The organism is Moorena sp. SIO3I8 (genome assembly GCF_010692325.1).
GTDB lineage: Bacteria > Cyanobacteriota > Cyanobacteriia > Cyanobacteriales > Coleofasciculaceae > Moorena.
Genome location: NZ_JAAHHW010000133.1, coordinates 1 through 17,391, shown reverse-complemented (window position 1 = coordinate 17,391; position 17,391 = coordinate 1). Strand labels below are relative to the sequence as shown.

17 protein-coding genes and 3 pseudogenes are annotated in these 17,391 nt (G+C 42.1%); 11 read left to right on the top strand and 9 right to left on the bottom strand.

Annotated elements, in window-relative coordinates:
* Positions 1-165, top strand: a pseudogene (locus F6K51_RS30615) (IS4 family transposase); the annotation flags it as partial.
* A 237-nt stretch (positions 166-402) separates the two neighbouring features.
* On the opposite strand, the gene F6K51_RS30610 reads toward F6K51_RS30615, so the two are convergent.
* The 9 genes from F6K51_RS30610 to F6K51_RS30570 all read right to left on the bottom strand — a co-directional run bounded on the left by F6K51_RS30610 (position 403) and on the right by F6K51_RS30570 (position 9,347).
* On the bottom strand, positions 403-1,032 hold the full coding sequence (locus F6K51_RS30610; protein ID WP_293027606.1) for a class I SAM-dependent methyltransferase: 630 nt from the start codon (positions 1,030-1,032) through the stop codon (positions 403-405).
* Positions 1,033-1,038: 6 nt separating this feature from the next.
* Complete coding sequence (locus tag F6K51_RS30605) at positions 1,039-2,361, bottom strand: DegT/DnrJ/EryC1/StrS family aminotransferase (protein ID WP_293027603.1); 1,323 nt, start codon at positions 2,359-2,361, stop codon at positions 1,039-1,041.
* Between the two features lie 71 nt (positions 2,362-2,432).
* Entirely contained in the window at positions 2,433-3,245 is an 813-nt protein-coding gene (locus F6K51_RS30600) for an FkbM family methyltransferase (RefSeq protein ID WP_293027600.1), read from the bottom strand.
* A gap of 51 nt (positions 3,246-3,296) precedes the next feature.
* Positions 3,297-4,199, bottom strand: a complete 903-nt coding sequence (locus F6K51_RS30595) for a phytanoyl-CoA dioxygenase family protein (protein WP_293027597.1) — start codon at positions 4,197-4,199, stop codon at positions 3,297-3,299.
* 180 nt (positions 4,200-4,379) lie between these two features.
* Positions 4,380-5,108: a CmcI family methyltransferase gene (locus F6K51_RS30590; RefSeq protein ID WP_293027594.1), complete on the bottom strand. Its 729-nt coding sequence runs from the start codon at positions 5,106-5,108 to the stop codon at positions 4,380-4,382.
* 129 nt (positions 5,109-5,237) lie between these two features.
* The gene (locus tag F6K51_RS30585; RefSeq protein ID WP_293027592.1) at positions 5,238-6,089 is read right to left on the bottom strand and encodes a phytanoyl-CoA dioxygenase family protein; all 852 of its coding nucleotides are present in this window, start codon (positions 6,087-6,089) and stop codon (positions 5,238-5,240) included.
* Between the two features lie 17 nt (positions 6,090-6,106).
* Entirely contained in the window at positions 6,107-7,417 is a 1,311-nt protein-coding gene (locus tag F6K51_RS30580; RefSeq protein WP_293027589.1) for a DUF3326 domain-containing protein, read from the bottom strand.
* 507 nt (positions 7,418-7,924) lie between these two features.
* Complete coding sequence (locus tag F6K51_RS30575; protein WP_293027586.1) at positions 7,925-9,196, bottom strand: lipid-A-disaccharide synthase-related protein; 1,272 nt, start codon at positions 9,194-9,196, stop codon at positions 7,925-7,927.
* 22 nt (positions 9,197-9,218) lie between these two features.
* Positions 9,219-9,347: a hypothetical protein gene (locus tag F6K51_RS30570; protein WP_293027584.1), complete on the bottom strand. Its 129-nt coding sequence runs from the start codon at positions 9,345-9,347 to the stop codon at positions 9,219-9,221.
* Here F6K51_RS30570 and F6K51_RS30565 point away from each other — a divergent pair.
* From F6K51_RS30565 to F6K51_RS30520, 10 genes and pseudogenes are all read left to right on the top strand, one after another.
* Positions 9,340-9,510 carry a hypothetical protein gene (locus F6K51_RS30565; RefSeq protein WP_293027582.1) on the top strand — a complete coding sequence of 57 codons (171 nt, stop codon included), beginning with the start codon at positions 9,340-9,342 and terminating at the stop codon, positions 9,508-9,510. The genes F6K51_RS30570 and F6K51_RS30565 overlap by 8 nt on opposite strands.
* 43 nt (positions 9,511-9,553) lie before the next feature.
* Positions 9,554-10,036 (top strand): annotated as a pseudogene (locus F6K51_RS30560) (cobalamin-dependent protein); the annotation flags it as partial.
* A 465-nt stretch (positions 10,037-10,501) separates the two neighbouring features.
* Positions 10,502-11,050: pseudogene (locus F6K51_RS30555) on the top strand (radical SAM protein); the annotation flags it as partial.
* Positions 11,051-11,179: 129 nt separating this feature from the next.
* Entirely contained in the window at positions 11,180-12,430 is a 1,251-nt protein-coding gene (locus F6K51_RS30550; protein WP_075906557.1) for an RNA-guided endonuclease TnpB family protein, read from the top strand.
* Between the two features lie 30 nt (positions 12,431-12,460).
* Entirely contained in the window at positions 12,461-12,982 is a 522-nt protein-coding gene (locus tag F6K51_RS30545) for a DUF4070 domain-containing protein (RefSeq protein WP_293027579.1), read from the top strand.
* A 134-nt stretch (positions 12,983-13,116) separates the two neighbouring features.
* Entirely contained in the window at positions 13,117-13,287 is a 171-nt protein-coding gene (locus tag F6K51_RS30540) for a hypothetical protein (protein ID WP_293027576.1), read from the top strand.
* Entirely contained in the window at positions 13,277-13,879 is a 603-nt protein-coding gene (locus F6K51_RS30535) for a hypothetical protein (RefSeq protein WP_293027573.1), read from the top strand. The genes F6K51_RS30540 and F6K51_RS30535 overlap by 11 nt, the downstream gene beginning before the upstream one ends.
* 418 nt (positions 13,880-14,297) lie before the next feature.
* A complete protein-coding gene (locus F6K51_RS30530; RefSeq protein ID WP_293027570.1) occupies positions 14,298-15,131 on the top strand; it encodes a CbiX/SirB N-terminal domain-containing protein in 834 nt (277 codons plus the stop codon).
* Complete coding sequence (cobA, locus tag F6K51_RS30525; RefSeq protein WP_293027567.1) at positions 15,128-15,934, top strand: uroporphyrinogen-III C-methyltransferase; 807 nt, start codon at positions 15,128-15,130, stop codon at positions 15,932-15,934. The genes F6K51_RS30530 and cobA overlap by 4 nt, the downstream gene beginning before the upstream one ends.
* A gap of 487 nt (positions 15,935-16,421) precedes the next feature.
* The coding region (locus F6K51_RS30520) for a protochlorophyllide reductase (RefSeq protein ID WP_293027564.1) at positions 16,422-17,391 on the top strand (970 nt) is incomplete at its 3' end.

The window sequence follows — 17,391 nt, the reverse complement described above, 5'->3', positions numbered from 1 at the left end:
CGGAGGCATAGCAGTTTTTACGTTGGTTTGTATGGTCAAACCTGGATGAATTTTAAGGATGTTTGTCTAAAATTAGTAACCGAATTAATGAAATTAAATCCTAATAAACGAAAGTATTATCAACGCGGTTTAAGGGCTAGGTCGCTTATAGAATCTGCGTTTTAGCTCATTTCGTCACCCCCTCAGTTTTGGTTCCCAATCTTGCTTTAGTTTTTCTAAGCCAAGTTTTAATTCTGATTGATTCATATTATTCATGGTATTTTAATTGAAATCAACAACTATAAGTTACAGGGTAAGCTTATCTAAATTTGTATAAATTGTACTTCACAGATGGAGCTTGTAGGTAGGAGTGTGTATAAGGAAAGTGTGAAATAAGTAAATTAACTTCAAATAACTTAGCGATCACTCCTTCTTTTTAAAAGCCATAAGATACATCAATTTGGCTTCTTCATATATCGGAAAACCCTCTTCACTAACTAGTGTCCACGGTAATTGCTCTAAGGCTGTCTGCATTTCACGGCGATAGTCTTCCCGTATCGTCAACAAAAAAATTCCCTCCTCTTTTAAAAGACCGAATAGATTGTTTAATACCTCAACCCCAGCATGAGCATAAGCAAAAACCCCTGCAGCAATAATAGCATCAAAAGTTACTGAATTACTAAAAATTTGAGAATCTTCTAAATTACACTGATGGAGAGCCTTGTAGACTTGTCTCTCTTTAGCGATCGCCAGCATTTTTTCTGACAAATCCGCAGCAATAAGATTAGTATATCCCTTTTGGTATAAGGCTTCACCCACTAACCCTGTCCCAGCACCAGCATCTAGAATTGTGGCATCTTTCTTAGGAAGCAGTTTGCTTAATGTCTGTGCTATGTTAGCAGGCATAAAAGACCAATCTTCTTTTATATCTGCATCGTAAGTATTCGCCCAACTATCGTACTTACTTTTTAATTCCTCAGTACTTTGGCTATCACAAATCCCAGATAACCAAGGTCTTGCTTCTAAAAAATCGTTGGCTTGTTCTTCGACCATCTTTAATCACTCCATAACTAATTCAACAACAGTATCAGGAGATAAACGTTGCAGGTGCCACTGAGTAACTTCTTCTCCTGGTATCAAAATTGGACTCCCTGGGGGAACTTTCTTGATACAGCAACTGCTAATTTTACCTAATGCTTGCCCAATGGGTAACTTTTCTTTCCGGCTAAAGAAAGCATCTTTAGGTAAAGTCCTCATTTGAGGACGACGGCAAAAGTAACTGTCAGGTAAAGTATCTTTTGGTGCTTTTTCCCTCAGAATCGGCACAATGGCTGCTAAGGTTTCTCTCATAAATTGGAAATCTTGTTGATTGTGATGGAAAGAGAAAATTAATAACAATCCCTCCTCACCAGCAAATTCCCCATCAATCCCGCTTTCGTACAACAGCTCTGCTAACTCTTCCCCTGTAGTGCGATCGCTTTTTAAATAGATTTTCAGAGGATCGCTAACTTGGGCATCATACGTTAACACCTTGCCGTAATTATCCAATTGACTGCGCAGGCGATCGCATTCACCAATAGCTTGCCAAAATAAAGCTTGACCTTCCTCAGAATACCCCTTCTTAATCGCATCTTCAATACTCAGCATTAACAGGTTACTGCGGGTAGTGGTTTCAAATAAAGGCATCACCCCCATAACTTGTTCAATACTAAACCTAGAGTCAGTGGGTAAATGCAATAAAGCCGTCTGTACCAAACTCCCAGTATATTTGTGCATACTATGGGTGACGATATCTGCCTTAAATGCGATCGCTGATTGCCATTGTTCGTCGAGAAAGGGAAAATGACTACCGTGGGCTTCATCTACTGCTAAAGCAATATCGCTATCGCGACAGTAATCAGCTATCAATGCCAGATCCACAGTTACACCTTCATAACTCGGATGAGTTAGTAACAAAGCCGATACGCCACTGGTTTCTAATGCGGAAATAACTTCGGAGGTAGTGGGCATCAAAGACACAGAAGGAATAAAATAGGGTTCTAATCCTGCTAAAATGATGCCGTTTATGGTGGCAATATGACTGTTAAGAGCGATCGCCACTCGTTTGTACTGAGTACCCAATAAAGCACAAGCCGTTAAAACCCCTTGAGTCCCGCCCCCAGTTAGCCAAAAGGTATGTTTAGTGCCATACATTTCAGAGAAATGTTTTTCGATGCTCTCAGTGCGAGGGCGAGTGAGGAACGCTACATCATATTGATAGATTTCTTCACTCAGGCGTACGCTATTTTGAGCAATTCCTTGGTGGGCGGGAGTATAAAGGCTGACCTGAATATTCTGATTATGGGATGTAATGGCCTGATAAGCAGAAGAAGGTTGATTCATGTTAGTCGAGTATTAATTTAAGATTTGCTTAAATTGACACGATATATCGGGTGGCGTTGAGTCTCAATTTATTATGTTTTAGTCTTGACATAAAAACTAAAAGCTACACCCCACCTTTCATCAAGGTATTCCCATTCCTTGACAAAATTGCGCTCTAAGATGAAACGGTCTATTTCTTCTACAGAATTCAAGTTTTCGTAACGAGGGGCAATATCTTTTTCTAGATAGATACAGTCAATGTGAGCTAGAGTTTTTTCCGCTGATTCTAAAGCCTGCAATTCAGCCCCTTGAGTGTTTAGATATAAGAAATTGAAATCAGAGAAATTCTTGGAAGACTGTTTGATAATGCTATCGACTGTTCTGGTTGGAACGATGATGCGTTTATTTACTGTTGCATCTGTGAATATTTCTTGTTCTTCAAAGACTTTAGCATTTGGCTTAAACAGCGACCCTATGTATGAGTTTGATGTAACATGAAATTCCGCTGAGCCATTCTCATTGCTGACTGCACATTGGACTGCTTCTATTGAGCTAATTGGTTTGTCGTTAATAAGATCTCCGTAGCAGTTCAACAAACGGTGGATCTGTTCAATTTTTACTTGCAACTGTTCAAATAACTCAGGTACTGGCTCGACTATAATTATATCAGTAAATCCCACTAAGATAAACTGCAAAAGTAGTTCGCCTTTATGCCCACCAAAATAGAGTGCCCCCCGAGGTTTAATTTGATATTTTCTAAATATTGCTGGGTAGAAAAAAAAGTCGTATGCTATTTCTTCACCCAAAAAAAATTCTTTGATTTCTTGATCTTCAAAATAAGACTTAAATAAGTCTTGCTTTAAGGTAGCTAACTCACTAAATATCGTGTAAATATCCTTTGGCATTCTTATATACCTACAACAATTAAAAATTGACAAAAAACATACTCCCAAACATTATGTCTGGTTCATAGGTTTCCCCTCTTTCACTACATTAACCCCAAAATTATCTTTCCCAGAGACTAACACGCAAAAGTGGTTACTGATATCTCGACCATAGTTGTCAATGTAATCGCCAGCTAGTCGGTCTGGATAAACTGTGACACGGGGATAAATGTAGCGTCCATTAATAGCAAATCGCTCTTGCTGTGACAAATTAGCAGGCGCACTGTGCATTACTCGTTCAGTAAAAATTACAATCTGACCCGCTTTTATTTCAGGCAAAGTTTCTATTTCCCATTCATCTTCATTAAAGTCATAGGATTTTGCGTATGATTTGCTCTGATTTCCAGAAACGTAATACTTCTGTTCGGGATATGTACCTTGGTCAACAGGTGTTTTAATAATTTTAAATCTTGTGTTGTATGAGCCATTAGCAAATCGTAAAGTACCAATTTCCGGCGTTACATCTTCAATGGCTACCCACACTACTAAGTCTAATATATCTTCATCTTTGGGAAAATCGAGATCTCTTCTTTTAGTCTCGTCAACGTCAAATCCGTAGTAATCGAAGGCTTGATGCCAACCGATTCCTGCCTGTCCGGGCATACGATGAAAAATATTCGTTCTCCATAGTAATAAATCAGTTTTACCTAGTTGATTTAGCCGTTGTATAATTCTTTTGTCAGCAAACAACTTAGTGACAGATTCACAAGCAAAATGATGATCGCGAGGTGTGTAGCAATCCATATACTTGTTATAAAAACTTACGACTTCAAAGCCTTCTATTTCTTTTACTTGACTAATTTCCCTCAGTTGTTTGCCTACCAACTCAACTTCTGTAGAAGAGAACGTATCAAGAGGTCCAAGCCATCCTTTTTTATGAAAACTTTGAATCTGAGCCTCAGTTAGTTTATACATATTGTATATAGATTGTTTTTTGTTTGAGATGAGAGTTTAAATTTTATATATAGCGTTTCTAGGATTTATGAGGTACGCTGATCAACCTCAAAGTCCCCCTTGATAAGGGGGATTTAGGGGGATCCCTTTGTACCCCATGGCATAGAGAGTTGCTATAGATTGGCTGGCGTAAGTTTCCATCTAGATTTTTTTAAGCATCGAATTCCAATTTTTAGAACCGTTATAACCAAACATATCCTGGTAGTAAGTATCAATTAAGTATTCATCTTGATGCTTCATAAGCCAGTTTTTTAGTGAAAATAGCTTGCGTTTCATCTGTTCAATAAATTCTCGATCTTCCCAATCAGACCACTCTTCCCACATAGCTTTATTTGTGTCTTCAACAATTAGATAATCTCCACTTTGTAAGCCATTATTATGAAAATAGTTTAGGAGACCCACTAAATTAACATGAGCATCTTCTACGATTAACCAAGGATGAGCAAGTGTAGAAAGTAGTGCGGTCGATAAAACCATATCGATCTGGTGACAATCGCCTTCCAAAAATTTTATCTTGGGATTAGCTTTGGCTTTTTCATCAAGTAAGGATAAATCGATATCAACAGAGTAGACACTTCCGTTAATGCCTAACAATTCCAACTGATCTGCTAACCATACTGCACTTCCTCCTGTAGATGCACCAAGTTCAATGATACTTTTAGGCTGGAGTTCGTATATCAGCATAGGATAAATGGCAATTTCCAGAGGACTTTTGTCCATCTGTATCCCTTTCCAGGTTTGTAAATGATAGTTGTCAGTCAGAGGTCTCCAAGCTGACTGGGGAATATCACCTCTATCTTCTCGATCGGAGATTTTGACGAACCGCTTATTCTCTAGACTTTCTTGCTCGGTTAAGTTAGATTTGACCATACTGGGTGCAAGTGGTTATTTAAAGCCTCTGATTATGAGATGCGATTAGCTTATAAGCAGAAGATGCTTGAGTCATAGTTTAGGAATTTTTCGGGGGTAATATTGTTGTCTCATAGTTATTGAGCATCCTCAAAACTTGCTATAAGCTAAGCCAATTCCTTTATCTTCTTCATTTTCTGCTTGGAAGAAATCTTGTTGATTAAAGATGCCATTGTAGTGACCTTCTCTAATCGCCAAATCAGATAACTTGTTCAATGGTTGATAACTGTGATGTGCCTTCCACTCTTCCTTGTAGGGTTCGTTTGACATCCTGTTATAAGTACAATGGAAAATGATTCGCATTTTGTTAGTATAGTTTGGAGTAGAACGATGCAGTAAATTAGCATGGAAAAATAAAGCATCTCCAGCTTTCATTTCGCAAAAAACAATCTCTAATTTATCCAAAACTTTTTGAATTCTTTCAGGATCGGTTACCTCTGAATCGCCAAGTCTCATATGCTTCAAAAGTCCCAACAAATGAGATTTTTTGACCACTTGCATACAACCATTCTCTCTAGTAATGTCCGTGATTGCAATACCACAAGTAATCAGATCGGGAAATATACAGCCATAGTGATACCAAGTTCCATAGTCCTGATGCCAATCAAGATTAGATTTGCTGTAAGCTTTTTTCCTCACCAGTTTGGAGTGAAAATGATAGGATTCTTCACCTAAAATAGCTTCAACCGAATCTACCATTCTAGCTATGCGAGGAAAAACTCCTAGCAGTGAATCACTTAGATGAGAGTAACACACAAAGCTGTTTGAGCTTCCATCACTGTTTTTGTAATACGATTCTGCTGCCCATATGTCTGGATATTTTTCACAAGCTGTATACAATGGTTGGATTTCTTCTAAGTCAAATAAATTGGGTACAATAATGAAACCATTACTATGATATTCGGCAATTTGCTCTTTAGTTAAATGCCTTGTTTTTTTCATATTATACTTAAATTTAATTACAGAAAAATCGGCTGAAGTTGTGGGATCGGACGAATTGTACTTTCAACTGCAATACCATTACGTAAGGCTAATAGCAATCCCGCCGCCTCCATGTAGCTATTGACACGATATATCGGGTTGCCCTGAGTTTCGATTTGCAATCTTTCAGGAGTAATATCGTACTTAGTGGTATTATCTTTAACTAAGATTACCGGCACACCTTGGTCTAAAGATGCTAAGAACGGAATATTTCCCACGGTTGTTTCTGGCATTACCACCGCCGAGACATTCTCTACCGATATCCTGGTTTCCCCTGCTGCTACGGGAGTATCAAACCTTACCGGACGGGGAGAATTGATTAAACCATTGAGGGGCGAACAAACATAGGCACTGGAAATTAATTCTGCTCCATCCCTAGGGTCTACTAATTTCCCAAATCCCGTATGTTCCCACTCTAATAATAAGGGAGCATGGGCAGCAGTAAAGGGATAGAAATTAGTGAGCATGTGGGTCATAATTGCTTCCGCACCGCCCCAAGGATTGGGGATAGATTCCCCTCGGTAGTAAGCTTGACGAATTTTATCGTCTACTTCCAAAGTGGTCATTAAAGCCACTGCCCTAGCGGAAGAATTTTCCACCACATCTAGAGCCTTCATCAATTCGTCCATACCTTTAAATTCCCCGGAAGCATTACCATACTGGGAATAGGTACAGGCGGTTTCTACTGGGCCACCCGTTACAACTACAGGGTCGATATTAATTCCCCCTACAGCGCGCAAGCCATTGAGCGCATTAATCACATTGTTTAAAAATCGCTCATCTCTTGGCTTTTCTATAATTGCTGCAATGTTTTTGCGCTTTTCTGGAATCACTCCAATATTACCCAGGAGTAACTGACAAATCAGATTACCTTCCAGATAAAGAACATTATCCTGACCGAAATAGATATCCGACGCAGTAACGGCATTGGGATTAGTGACCAGATAGTCACAAGCGGTCGCTAACAGATTGGTACTGGGAGTAGCATCTCCGGCAAAACCACCAATTTCTGCTCTGACTCCTGTGGGAATAATACTAACTGCGACAAACGGTTGGTTAGAAACCCGTTGACGAATATTAATGTCTAGTAACGATGACCAAACCGGCTCTCTGTCTGTATCGATAAAGCTGGATTCAAAGGTGAGTGTGTCTCCTTCAACCTTGGTTAAAATCAAGCGAATGGGAACACCTGGTAAGGGAAGCGCAGCAATTTTTTGGGAAATTTCTCTCCAGGTGCGCTGTGGGGGAGGGCATTGGATTTCAAAATCTTTGGTATAGACTTGGGTCATTCTCTGTATTTACTTACTAACAACTTATTCAGCCAACGGGATGAGTTTTACACTAATCATCGACTGCCTTACGAGCTAACAACTCAGTAGGTCTAATTCCCAGAGATTCAGCAAGGGCGAAAACCTACCTAGAGTAATCCATCTTTGATCGTTCATTTCCTTGCCTCCTAAGTTTTCCACTTAGCCATAGTATCGTAAGAATTACTTTTCATGGTATAAAAAAATGTTAAATTTTGTTAAAAGCCCAGTATAGACCGGGAGCCATCGCTTTTGTGATAATGGTTTCGTCAATTTTTATTCCCTGCTGCTGCTGCTGCGAATTTTACAGAGCCAAAGTTTCCGACTTCTGCACTAATTAAAAATTGCTTATATATTGTTAACTATATCTATAATTGGTGATAAATTTTATAGCATAGCATCTTTTTTGAAGGAAACCGGGACTAGGGAATTGAAAAAAATAGTTTGTACCTCATTACTATGAGAAACGCTATAATTAATAATTAATCCTTAAGAATTAATCTTTTCCATTAAACACTTAGCAATCCGAGCTGCTGCCCCTGGTTGACCAAGGCGTCGCTGACCATTTTCTGCTATTAGCTGTAACTTGTCTGGGTTCTGCAATAACTGTTGGGCTATGCTTGCTACAAATTCTGGTTGCTGTGCTATTACTAACGATGGACCTAACAAGCGAGTTTGGGCTTCGGCAAAAGCAGGGGTATATTGGGGACCAACTCCTGGCATGGCAATGGCTGGTTTTCCTAACCCGACAAATTGCTCTGTGGCTGTGCCTGCCATGGCGATACAGAAATCCCCTTGGAGCAGGCAGAGGTTATAGTCGTTCTGGGTTAAAATCAGAGTGCCATTTTGCTTGGTAAAGGCCAAAGCTTGTTTGTCCTTGAGCTGGAGATTGAATGGATGGGATGCCAGGGTGACCTCACTCCAACTATGAGCGACTAAAACCTCCCGTAAAGGATCTTGGCTTAATCCTGGAGCAATGGCAGCGAGAAATAAAAGCGATCGCGAAGCAAAAGTATCCAGTAACCCTGATGCTGCCAAGATGATTTGATCCCAATTGTGATAAGCCTCGGGTATTCTCGAACCCGGTAGTAAGGTAATGGTTAGGGTACGCTTAGTTTCCTTCAATTCTGCATCTTTGTCATAAACCATCGGTGCTGGATAGTTTGGATAAATCCCATCCATCATCGGATTACCCAGATCAAAAGCTGGGATAGACCACTGCTTCAAGATCTCTGTGGTCAGGGTATCTCTAGGAAAAACCCCTAAGCAACGGCGATTAGACATCAGCCAACGCTCCCAAGGCAAATAAACCGAGCCTGACCACCCTTCCCAACGGGGTCGATTGGCTAACCATCCCGATTCATCCCGCAAATAGTATTCGGATTTGGCAGTACCAACAAAGCCATAGGGTAAACCACTCCACCAGGCAAACAACAGTGGTACGATATCTCCTACTGCTAGGATAAAGTCCCCTGATTTAGCCCAACGGCGAATTGCTTTTAATTGGGACCAAATCAATTGCACTAAGCCTCCCTGCACATCACGCCACACTTGCTGTTGGGACATATAGATAAATCCACCCGATGGCATCTGCTCAACGGAGCCGATAATGGGGATATCTAATGGCACATAAGCCTTTCCTTGCCCAACTAAGGGTAACGCGGCTAGTTCTGGACAAGTCGAGTAATGTTGTAATTCCTGTAGAATCTCGACAGCAATCACATCCTCTCCATGACCATTGCTCAGGCATAGTAAACGCATGGTTAGTCAGGTTTTAAGATAACTAGGACTTTGGTTGGTTGAAGGTTCGAGGTTGAAGGTTTAAGGTTGAAGGTTCGAGGTTGAAGGTTCGAGGTTGAAGGTTGAAGGTTCGAGGTTGAAGGTTGAAGGTTCGAGGTTGAAGGTTGAACACAAGAATTTATAACGGTTCTGATAGTAATAAAGTACACAAGATTTTTTCCCTACTCCCTACTCCCGATTGCCTACTCCCTACTCCCGATTCCCGATTCCCGATTCCCTACTCCCGATTCCCTACTCCCGATTCCCGATTCCCGATTCCCGATTCCCTAAATTGAGAACTGCTGTAGTATTGTACTATTCTTGATTTCAACATCAAACGTGAGAGTTTTACTCCTGTCTCCTCTGTTCACGAAATCCTATTGGTCTTTTGATAAAGCCATAGAACTAATCGGCTGCAAAGTTGCTCAACCCCCTATGGGTCTGATTACTGTAGCAGCTATTCTTCCTCAAACCTGGGAATTCCGCTTAGTAGACCGTAATGTTCGTTTAGAAACTGACGCTGACTGGGAATGGGCAGATGTGGTGATCGTTTCCGGTATGATTGTCCAGAAACCTGATCTGCTCCACCTGATTGGGGAGGGGAAACGGCGGGGCAAATTGGTAGCCGTTGGTGGTCATTATGTCACGTCTATAGCAGAGGAAGCTCAAGAAGCAGGAGTAGACTTTCTGATTTTAGATGAAGGTGAGATTACCCTACCGAGATTTGTGGAGGCACTGGCTTTTGGAGAAACCTCGGGAGTATTCCGTGCTCATGGCGAAAGGGCAGATGTCACCAAGACACCAATTCCCCGCTACGATTTACCAAAAAATTTGGGTAATCGCGCCCCGTCCTTACAGGACGGCTTTTTTTTGTTCGCAACTGAAGGCTCCAAAGGAGCATCTATGTATTGACAGTTTGATCGCACCGTGTTAAGATAAAAACATAACAAAAAAACAATTAATGTTCTAGATAAACATGATCTTGAATAAGTAGACAGTGTAAAAAACCTGTTTTGAGATAATCATGTTGCACAATCAAGTCTAACGATTTGGACGTCTATGAAAGTCTAAGATCAAAAAAATGTTCATCTAGATTTGTTATCTAAATTTGTTAACTTAAATTTGTTAACTATTTTAGGTACGGTGGGGCACACCGGAACCCTGGTATTAAACCAAAACGCTTGGGGAGATTTGACCTCTACTCTTCTTGGCTCCGGCCTGGTTGAGCAAGTCGAGTCATTGAGCCAAGAATCCCCGCGTCTCATGACCGGGGAGTGTCAAAGCGAGATGTCGGTACAGTTTTCCCGTGGTTGTCCTTTCGAGTGCGAATTCTGTGACATCTCTGTGCGATATGGCCGTAAACCGCGCACCAAAACCCCTGCTCAAGTATTGGCTGAATTGGAAACCCTCTATATTTTGGGTTTGCGGCTTCCTGTATTTATAGTTGATGATAATTTTATTGGCAATAAACGCCATGTTAAGCTTCTGTTGCAGGAACTAGCTCCCTGGATGGCAGAGCATGGTTACCCCTTTCCTTTGTCCACAGAAGCTTCCTTGAATTTGGCCGAGGATGATGAACTGTTGGAGTTGATGATTGCTGCCAATTTTAGTTCAGTGTTTGTGGGAATTGAAACACCAAATACTGATAGCTTGACCCTGACCAAAAAACATCAAAACACTCGTCAACCCTTACGAGATGCCGTTGATAAAATTAATCGGGCAGGTTTGCGAGTGATGGCTGGCTTTATTATTGGCTTGGATGGGGAAAAACCAGGAGCAGGCGATCGCATTATCGATTTTGTGGAAGCAACCGCCATTCCCCATCCTGTTTTTAGCTACCCCGGCGAGAAGCCCCGCACCATAATCTTTGATTTGGTGTCGGGATGATAGCCGGGACGGGGTTTATGCAAATTAACATTTATCATTCGCCTGGCTTGTGCTAAGATATTTTACATGGCACTAACCATGAACTACACGTACCGAATTTATCCAGATGCAGCTCAACAGGAATTAATGTTGAGTTGGCTAGAAACTTGCAGACGACTTTATAACCGTTGTTTGCGAGACTTAAAGGACTGGATGAATAGTCGTAAGTGTTCGATTGATAGATGTTCGCTCATACGGGAATATATTATGTCTCCAGACATTCCATTCCCGGGTTATAGGTCACAAAAACGACAGTTAACGCAGTGGAAAAAAACCGAAACTGACCTGAAGGAAGTTCATTCTCAAGTCACTCAAGACGTTGTCAAACGTTTACATAATTCCTGGGAGTCGTTCAGACAGAGAGGGCGAGGTTTTCCACGTTTTAAAAAGTATGGGCGATATCAATCCTTTTTGTTTCCTCAGTTTCCTGCTAATCCCCTCAAGGGAAATAAAATTAAACTTCCCAAGATGGGACTTGTAGACATCAACTTACACCGAGAAATCCCTGATGGATTCAAGATTAAAGGTGTGAGAGTTGTGTCAAGATGTCGAGGAACAAAATGGTTTGTTGTCATAACGATTCAAGCAGATGTTTCTGTTCCCGATCCACCGTCTTTTGGGCGAGCAATCGGAATAGACGTTGGATTGATTGATTTCTTGGCAACATCAGATGGATTAAAAATTCCTAGACAGAAGTTTTTTGTAGACTTACAACGCGAGCTTAAATTGCTGCAACGTAGAGAGTCTCGAAAACAGAAGCGGTCTAAGAATTGGGAGAAAGTCCAAATTAAAATCGCACGATTACACCACAAAATTAACAATACTCGCCAAGACTGGCAACTCAAAGTAGCTCATACTCTCTGTGACCAAGCAGATTCTATTTTTGTAGAGGATATTGATTACCGAGTCATGGCTAAAGGGTTTCTTGGAAAGCATTCTCTAGATGCCAGTTTTGGTCAGTTCAGAGAGTTGTTGAAATGGGTTTGTTGGAAGCGAGGAAAGTTTTTTGCCACAGTAGACCATCGGGGGACATCAAAACAATGCCCTAACTGTGGTGCGGAGTGGGATAATAACCTTTCAATTCGTTGGCATACCTGTAAAGAATGCAGCTACTCCAATAACCGAGATGTTGCCAGTGCCGAAGTGATTCGTAATCGTGGGATTCAAAAGTACCCAAGGACTATTGGGGAAAGGAAACCGCCTGCTGAGAGCGTACTATCGGGGATTTTAAATCTAGATAAGTGCTACGCAGGAACTCTTAACTGTGAGGTTAAGAAGCCCGCGCTGTAATCTCTGATTCAGCGTCGGGAGGATGTCACTATGTTACAAGCCTTGCCAAATACCGCCCTTTGGGATCGGCTCAAACAAGAGGGGCGTTTACTAGAAGGCAATGAAGAAAATATCAATCAGACAACCCTGACTAATTTTATCCCCACTCGCCCGATAGAACAACTGGCTCAGGAATATGTCAGTTGTTTCTGGGAATTATATAAACCAGAATCCTATTTAGGCAGACTTTATCGGCACTACTTAAACATGAAGCCGAAATCCTATCACCCTAAATTAGTAATGCCAAAATTTATCTATTTGTGGGCACTGCTAATTATTATCTGGCGCAATGGCATCAAGCGCCAAACCCGCTTCCAATTCTGGGGTCAACTTTTTTCTATCCTCAGGCACAATCCTCAGGTATGGAAACGGTATCTTAGTGATCATGCCTATCTGGAGCATTTCCTTGAATACCGCCAAATTGTCAACGATCAAATTCCAGCACAACTCGCTAAGTTTTTAGCAGCACTTGCTAACACTAGACCTCTTGCAGAAGTAGCGGGGGAAGTGTAGTGAGTGTGGGGAGATGGGGAGATGGGGAGGGTGGGGAGATGGGGAGATGGGGAGATGGGGAGATGGGGTGATGGGGAGATGGGGTGATGGGGTGATGGGGAGATGGGGTGATGGGGTGATGGGGTGATGGAGTGATGGGGAGTGTTGTGTTATCGTGGCTAATCCCGATTCCCGATTCCCAATTTCCGATTCCCAATTTCCGATTCCCGATTCCCGATTCCCAATTCCCGATTCCCGATTCCCGATTCCCGATTCCCGATTCCCAATTCCCAATTCTAAATTCTAAATTTCCTCATGTCCTTTGATTCCTATAAAACGATTGGCGAAGTACTCCAAGAATTTACAATTACTGCTACTGAAGCCAATTATATCCTGGAAACTGACACTGTAATCAGAGAAGCGTTTAAAGAAGATTTAGAGTTTTGTCTTCGAGAATTTACCGTTGAAGAGTCAGAGTATGCTATTTGTGAGACTATTATTTTTCCGCTCTTAAAAGAAGTATACAGACAGTATCGAGATAAATTTACGCTGTGGAGTCATAAACCAATAACCTATGATCAACAGCTCACGGGAATACCCGATTATATTTTAGCAAAGCGGTCACCCCTTGGCAAACAAATTTTTGAAAAGCCTTATTTTGTAGCCGTAGAAGCCAAAAAGGATGATTTTATTAAGGGGTGGGGTCAATGTTTAGCAGAAATGATCGCAATTCAAAAGCTTAATGACCAATCTGAGCAAACTATATTTGGAATTGTTTCCAATGGTCAACTTTGGCAGTTTGGTAAACTAAAAGGGAATCTCTATACTAGAGAAATTAACAATTATACAATTTCTGATTTAGAGAGACTGTATTCAGCAATTAATTATGTATTTAGTCAATGTGAACTAGAACTTTAAACTCAGCAATAAGTAAGATAAAGAGCGATCAATTATCCCATAAGTGTTGAACAGGCAACTCAGAACAGGGAACTCATAACAGGAATCTTCCCTATTCCCAGCCCGTAGCGCTATAACTAACAACTTTCGTTACTATAGGTTTTGCGTTCGCTTAGCGTGGCCTACGGCCAATCCCATCAGCTGGCCCCTTCACAACTCCCATCTTCGAGATCAAGACTTTGAGTTCCAACTCCAAGCCCCAGTAGGACATTTGCCATCACGGCGCTGGGTTGGGGGATTTGACTGGTGGCTTCATGCTGGTGCAATAGCAGGGAAATTAGCACAATGCAACATTCTTAAGAAATAGTTTATACAAAATTGTCTCTCTAGGAAAGATAGTATTAATTAACACATTCGATCAAGGTAGTTCAATATACCGTTGTCACCCTCATCTGCGTATCTGTTAATCTCCCACGGCAGTCATGACCTGCGTCCCCAGCAGGCTATGGCACAATTGGCTCAGTTGCTGCGAATTCGACTAGCCTCTGAGCAAGCTAAGGCTACAGAGACAATCTTACCGACAATCTCACCACAGGGCAGCAGTGGTGACGGTGATCTGTTAACAGCTAACGGTCTTTCTAGTCAACCTTTGGTAGGTACAGCCACTTTAGAACTAGCTGATATACCCCTACATGAGCAAATTGTCCGATTTGCTCAGCTCGCTAAAGGGGCTGGCTGTAAGGAATTGAAACTATTGCCCCTATTTCTATTGCGGGGAGTACATGTCATGGAGGATATTCCTTGGCAAGTATCTCTAGCGCAACAGAAATTAATAAAGCAACATAACGTAGGTAGTGAAATGGTTATTCATCTACTGCCTCATTTGGGAGCTAATCCAGCTTTGGTGAGGCTGTTGAGAAATCAATGGGCAAAGCTAGATGGCGATGCCAAGATTTTGTTGTCCCATGGAACGAGCCGCCCTGGGGGTCAAGAAGAAACGGGGGCTGTAGCTAACCAGTTGGGGGCTGTGGCGGCCGACTGGTCAGTACAGCCGTCCCTTTGGGAGCAGGTCTCTATAATAGCAAACTCTGGAGCAAAAAAGATTGCCATTTTGGCATATTTTCTTTTTGAGGGAAGAATTACCGATGCGATCGCACAAATGTTACTGGAGATACAGCAGAGGTTGCCTCAAGTGCAGTTGAATCTCGGAAAACCAATTGGGGTGAGTGAGGCATTGATTGATTTGATTATGGATGGGATTAGGCAGAAATGAACCACGAAGACATCAAGGACGCGAAGGTAGTGAGCAATCAATGTTTGGGTAAGGTGTATTTGGTTGGGGCAGGTCCTGGAGATCCCGGATTGATGACCTTGAAGGGAAAGGGGTTATTAGAATTTGCAGATGTGGTAGTTTATGATGCCCTAGTCAGTCCGCAAGTGTTGAAGATGATTAATCCCCAGGCGGAACAGATTAATGCCGGAAAGCGCAGGGGTCGTCATTCCATGTTGCAGCAACAGACAACTCAGCTGTTGATTGAAAAGGCTCACTCTCATGCCGTGGTGGTACGGCTGAAAGGAGGAGACCCCTTTGTGTTTGGTCGTGGTGGTGAGGAAATGGGGGATTTGATTGCGGCAGGGGTGCCAGTGGAGGTGGTACCAGGGATAACTTCAGGAATTGCAGCACCAGCGTATCTGGGAATTCCATTGACCCATCGGGATTATAGTTCTTCCGTCACCTTTGTCACCGGTCATGAGTCAGTGGGCAAGTATCGACCTCAGGTGAATTGGAATGCGATCGCTCATGGCTCAGAAACCATTGTGATTTATATGGGAGTTCATAATCTGCCTCGGATTGTGACCGAATTGTGTGAAGCAGGATTAAATTCCCAGACACCAGTAGTGCTGATTCGCTGGGGCACACGACCTGACTCCGAACAGCTGGTTGGAACCTTAGAGACCATTGTGGCTCAGGTTGAAGAAACACAGTTTTCTGCTCCTGCGATCGCAGTCATTGGTAATGTGGTCAAGTTGCAACAGCTTGAAGGTTTTTCACCGTTGAAGGTTGAAGGGGGTTGAAGGTTTAAGGTTGCAGGTTGAAGGTTAATCGGTTGAAGGTTAATCGGTTGAAGGTTAATTGGTTGAAGGTTAATTGGTTGAAGGTTGAAGGTTGTTCGCCTTTGGCGTTCGGTCTAGGGTAGGTTGAATGTTAATCGGTTGTTCGCCTTTGGCGTTCGGTCTATGGTAGGTTAACCAGTTTAAAGTTAACCGGCTGTAACCTTTAACCTGTAACCCTCAACCTGTAACCCTCAACCTTCAACCTGTAACCTTCAACCTTCAACCTGTAACCCTCAACCTGTAACCTTCAACCTGTAACCTTAAACCTTCAACCTTGTAACCTGTAACCTGTAACCTGTAACCTTAAACCTTCAACCTGTAACCTTCAACCTTAAACCTTCAACCTTCAACCTTCAACCTGTAACCTGTAACCTAAGATAGTATCTTTGATCGCAACTTAGTGTGAGAGCCTAATAAAGTTACGATCAATAGGCCAGTTTTAAACAAAATGGAAAACGATCATAAATCAACGGTCATTATTACAGGAGCCTCGTCGGGAGTTGGTTTGCAAGCGGCCAGAGCTCTTGCCCAAACCTGGGGATGGCATGTAGTGATGGCTTGTCGGAATCTTGATAAAGCTGAAAAAGCTGCCCAAGAGGTGGGAATCCCAAAAGACAGCTATACAGCGCTATATATTGACTTAGCTAGCTTTGCCAGTGTCCGGCAGTTTGTGAATGCCTTCAGAGCAACCGGCAGAACCCTCGATGCCTTGGTGTGCAATGCTGCGATCTATCTGCCATTATCAAAGGAACCGTTGCGAAATCCCGACGGATATGAATTGAGTGTTGCTACCAATCACCTCGGTCATTTCCTCCTGTGTAATCTGATGCTAGAGGATTTGAAGAATTCATCCTCTTCCCAGCCAAGGCTAGTGATTGTGGGAACTGTCACTGCTAATCCCAAGGAATTGGGAGGAAAGATTCCGATTCCAGCACCTCCAGACCTGGGAGACCTCAAGGGTTTTGAAGAAGGATTCAAACCCCCGATCTCAATGATTAATGGCAAAGCCTTTAAATCTGGGAAAGCTTACAAGGACAGCAAACTCTGTAACATGCTGACCATGCGAGAGCTGCACCAGCGCTATCATGACTCTACCGGAATAGTTTTCAACTCCCTTTATCCAGGATGTGTTGCTGAAACCGCTCTATTCCGCAACCACTATTCCCTGTTCCAGAAACTATTCCCATTGTTCCAGAAAAACATTACTGGAGGCTATGTGTCCCAGGAATTAGCAGGGGATCGACTAGCAACAGTAGTTGCTGATCCTAACTATAATAAATCCGGCGTTTACTGGAGCTGGGGTAATCGACAAAAAGAAGGTCGTAAGTCCTTTGTTCAAGAAGTTTCTAATGAAGCAATGGATGATTCTAAAGCTAAGCGCTTGTGGGAATTGAGCGAAAAGTTAGTTGGACTAGGGT

Bases quoted from the DNA above. Each gene is read 5' to 3' on its own strand.
- cobA (WP_293027567.1), top strand. From the start codon at position 15,128: ATGAACCACGAAGACATCAAGGACGCGAAGGTAGTGAGCAATCAATGT.
- F6K51_RS30610 (WP_293027606.1), bottom strand. From the start codon at position 1,032: ATGGTCGAAGAACAAGCCAACGATTTTTTAGAAGCAAGACCTTGGTTA.
- F6K51_RS30545 (WP_293027579.1), top strand. From the start codon at position 12,461: ATGTTACAAGCCTTGCCAAATACCGCCCTTTGGGATCGGCTCAAACAA.
- F6K51_RS30540 (WP_293027576.1), top strand. From the start codon at position 13,117: ATGGGGAGTGTTGTGTTATCGTGGCTAATCCCGATTCCCGATTCCCAA.
- F6K51_RS30590 (WP_293027594.1), bottom strand. From the start codon at position 5,108: ATGGTCAAATCTAACTTAACCGAGCAAGAAAGTCTAGAGAATAAGCGG.
- F6K51_RS30550 (WP_075906557.1), top strand. From the start codon at position 11,180: ATGAACTACACGTACCGAATTTATCCAGATGCAGCTCAACAGGAATTA.
- F6K51_RS30585 (WP_293027592.1), bottom strand. From the start codon at position 6,089: ATGAAAAAAACAAGGCATTTAACTAAAGAGCAAATTGCCGAATATCAT.
- F6K51_RS30575 (WP_293027586.1), bottom strand. From the start codon at position 9,196: ATGCGTTTACTATGCCTGAGCAATGGTCATGGAGAGGATGTGATTGCT.
- F6K51_RS30595 (WP_293027597.1), bottom strand. From the start codon at position 4,199: ATGTATAAACTAACTGAGGCTCAGATTCAAAGTTTTCATAAAAAAGGA.
- F6K51_RS30600 (WP_293027600.1), bottom strand. From the start codon at position 3,245: ATGCCAAAGGATATTTACACGATATTTAGTGAGTTAGCTACCTTAAAG.
- F6K51_RS30535 (WP_293027573.1), top strand. From the start codon at position 13,277: ATGTCCTTTGATTCCTATAAAACGATTGGCGAAGTACTCCAAGAATTT.
- F6K51_RS30580 (WP_293027589.1), bottom strand. From the start codon at position 7,417: ATGACCCAAGTCTATACCAAAGATTTTGAAATCCAATGCCCTCCCCCA.
- F6K51_RS30605 (WP_293027603.1), bottom strand. From the start codon at position 2,361: ATGAATCAACCTTCTTCTGCTTATCAGGCCATTACATCCCATAATCAG.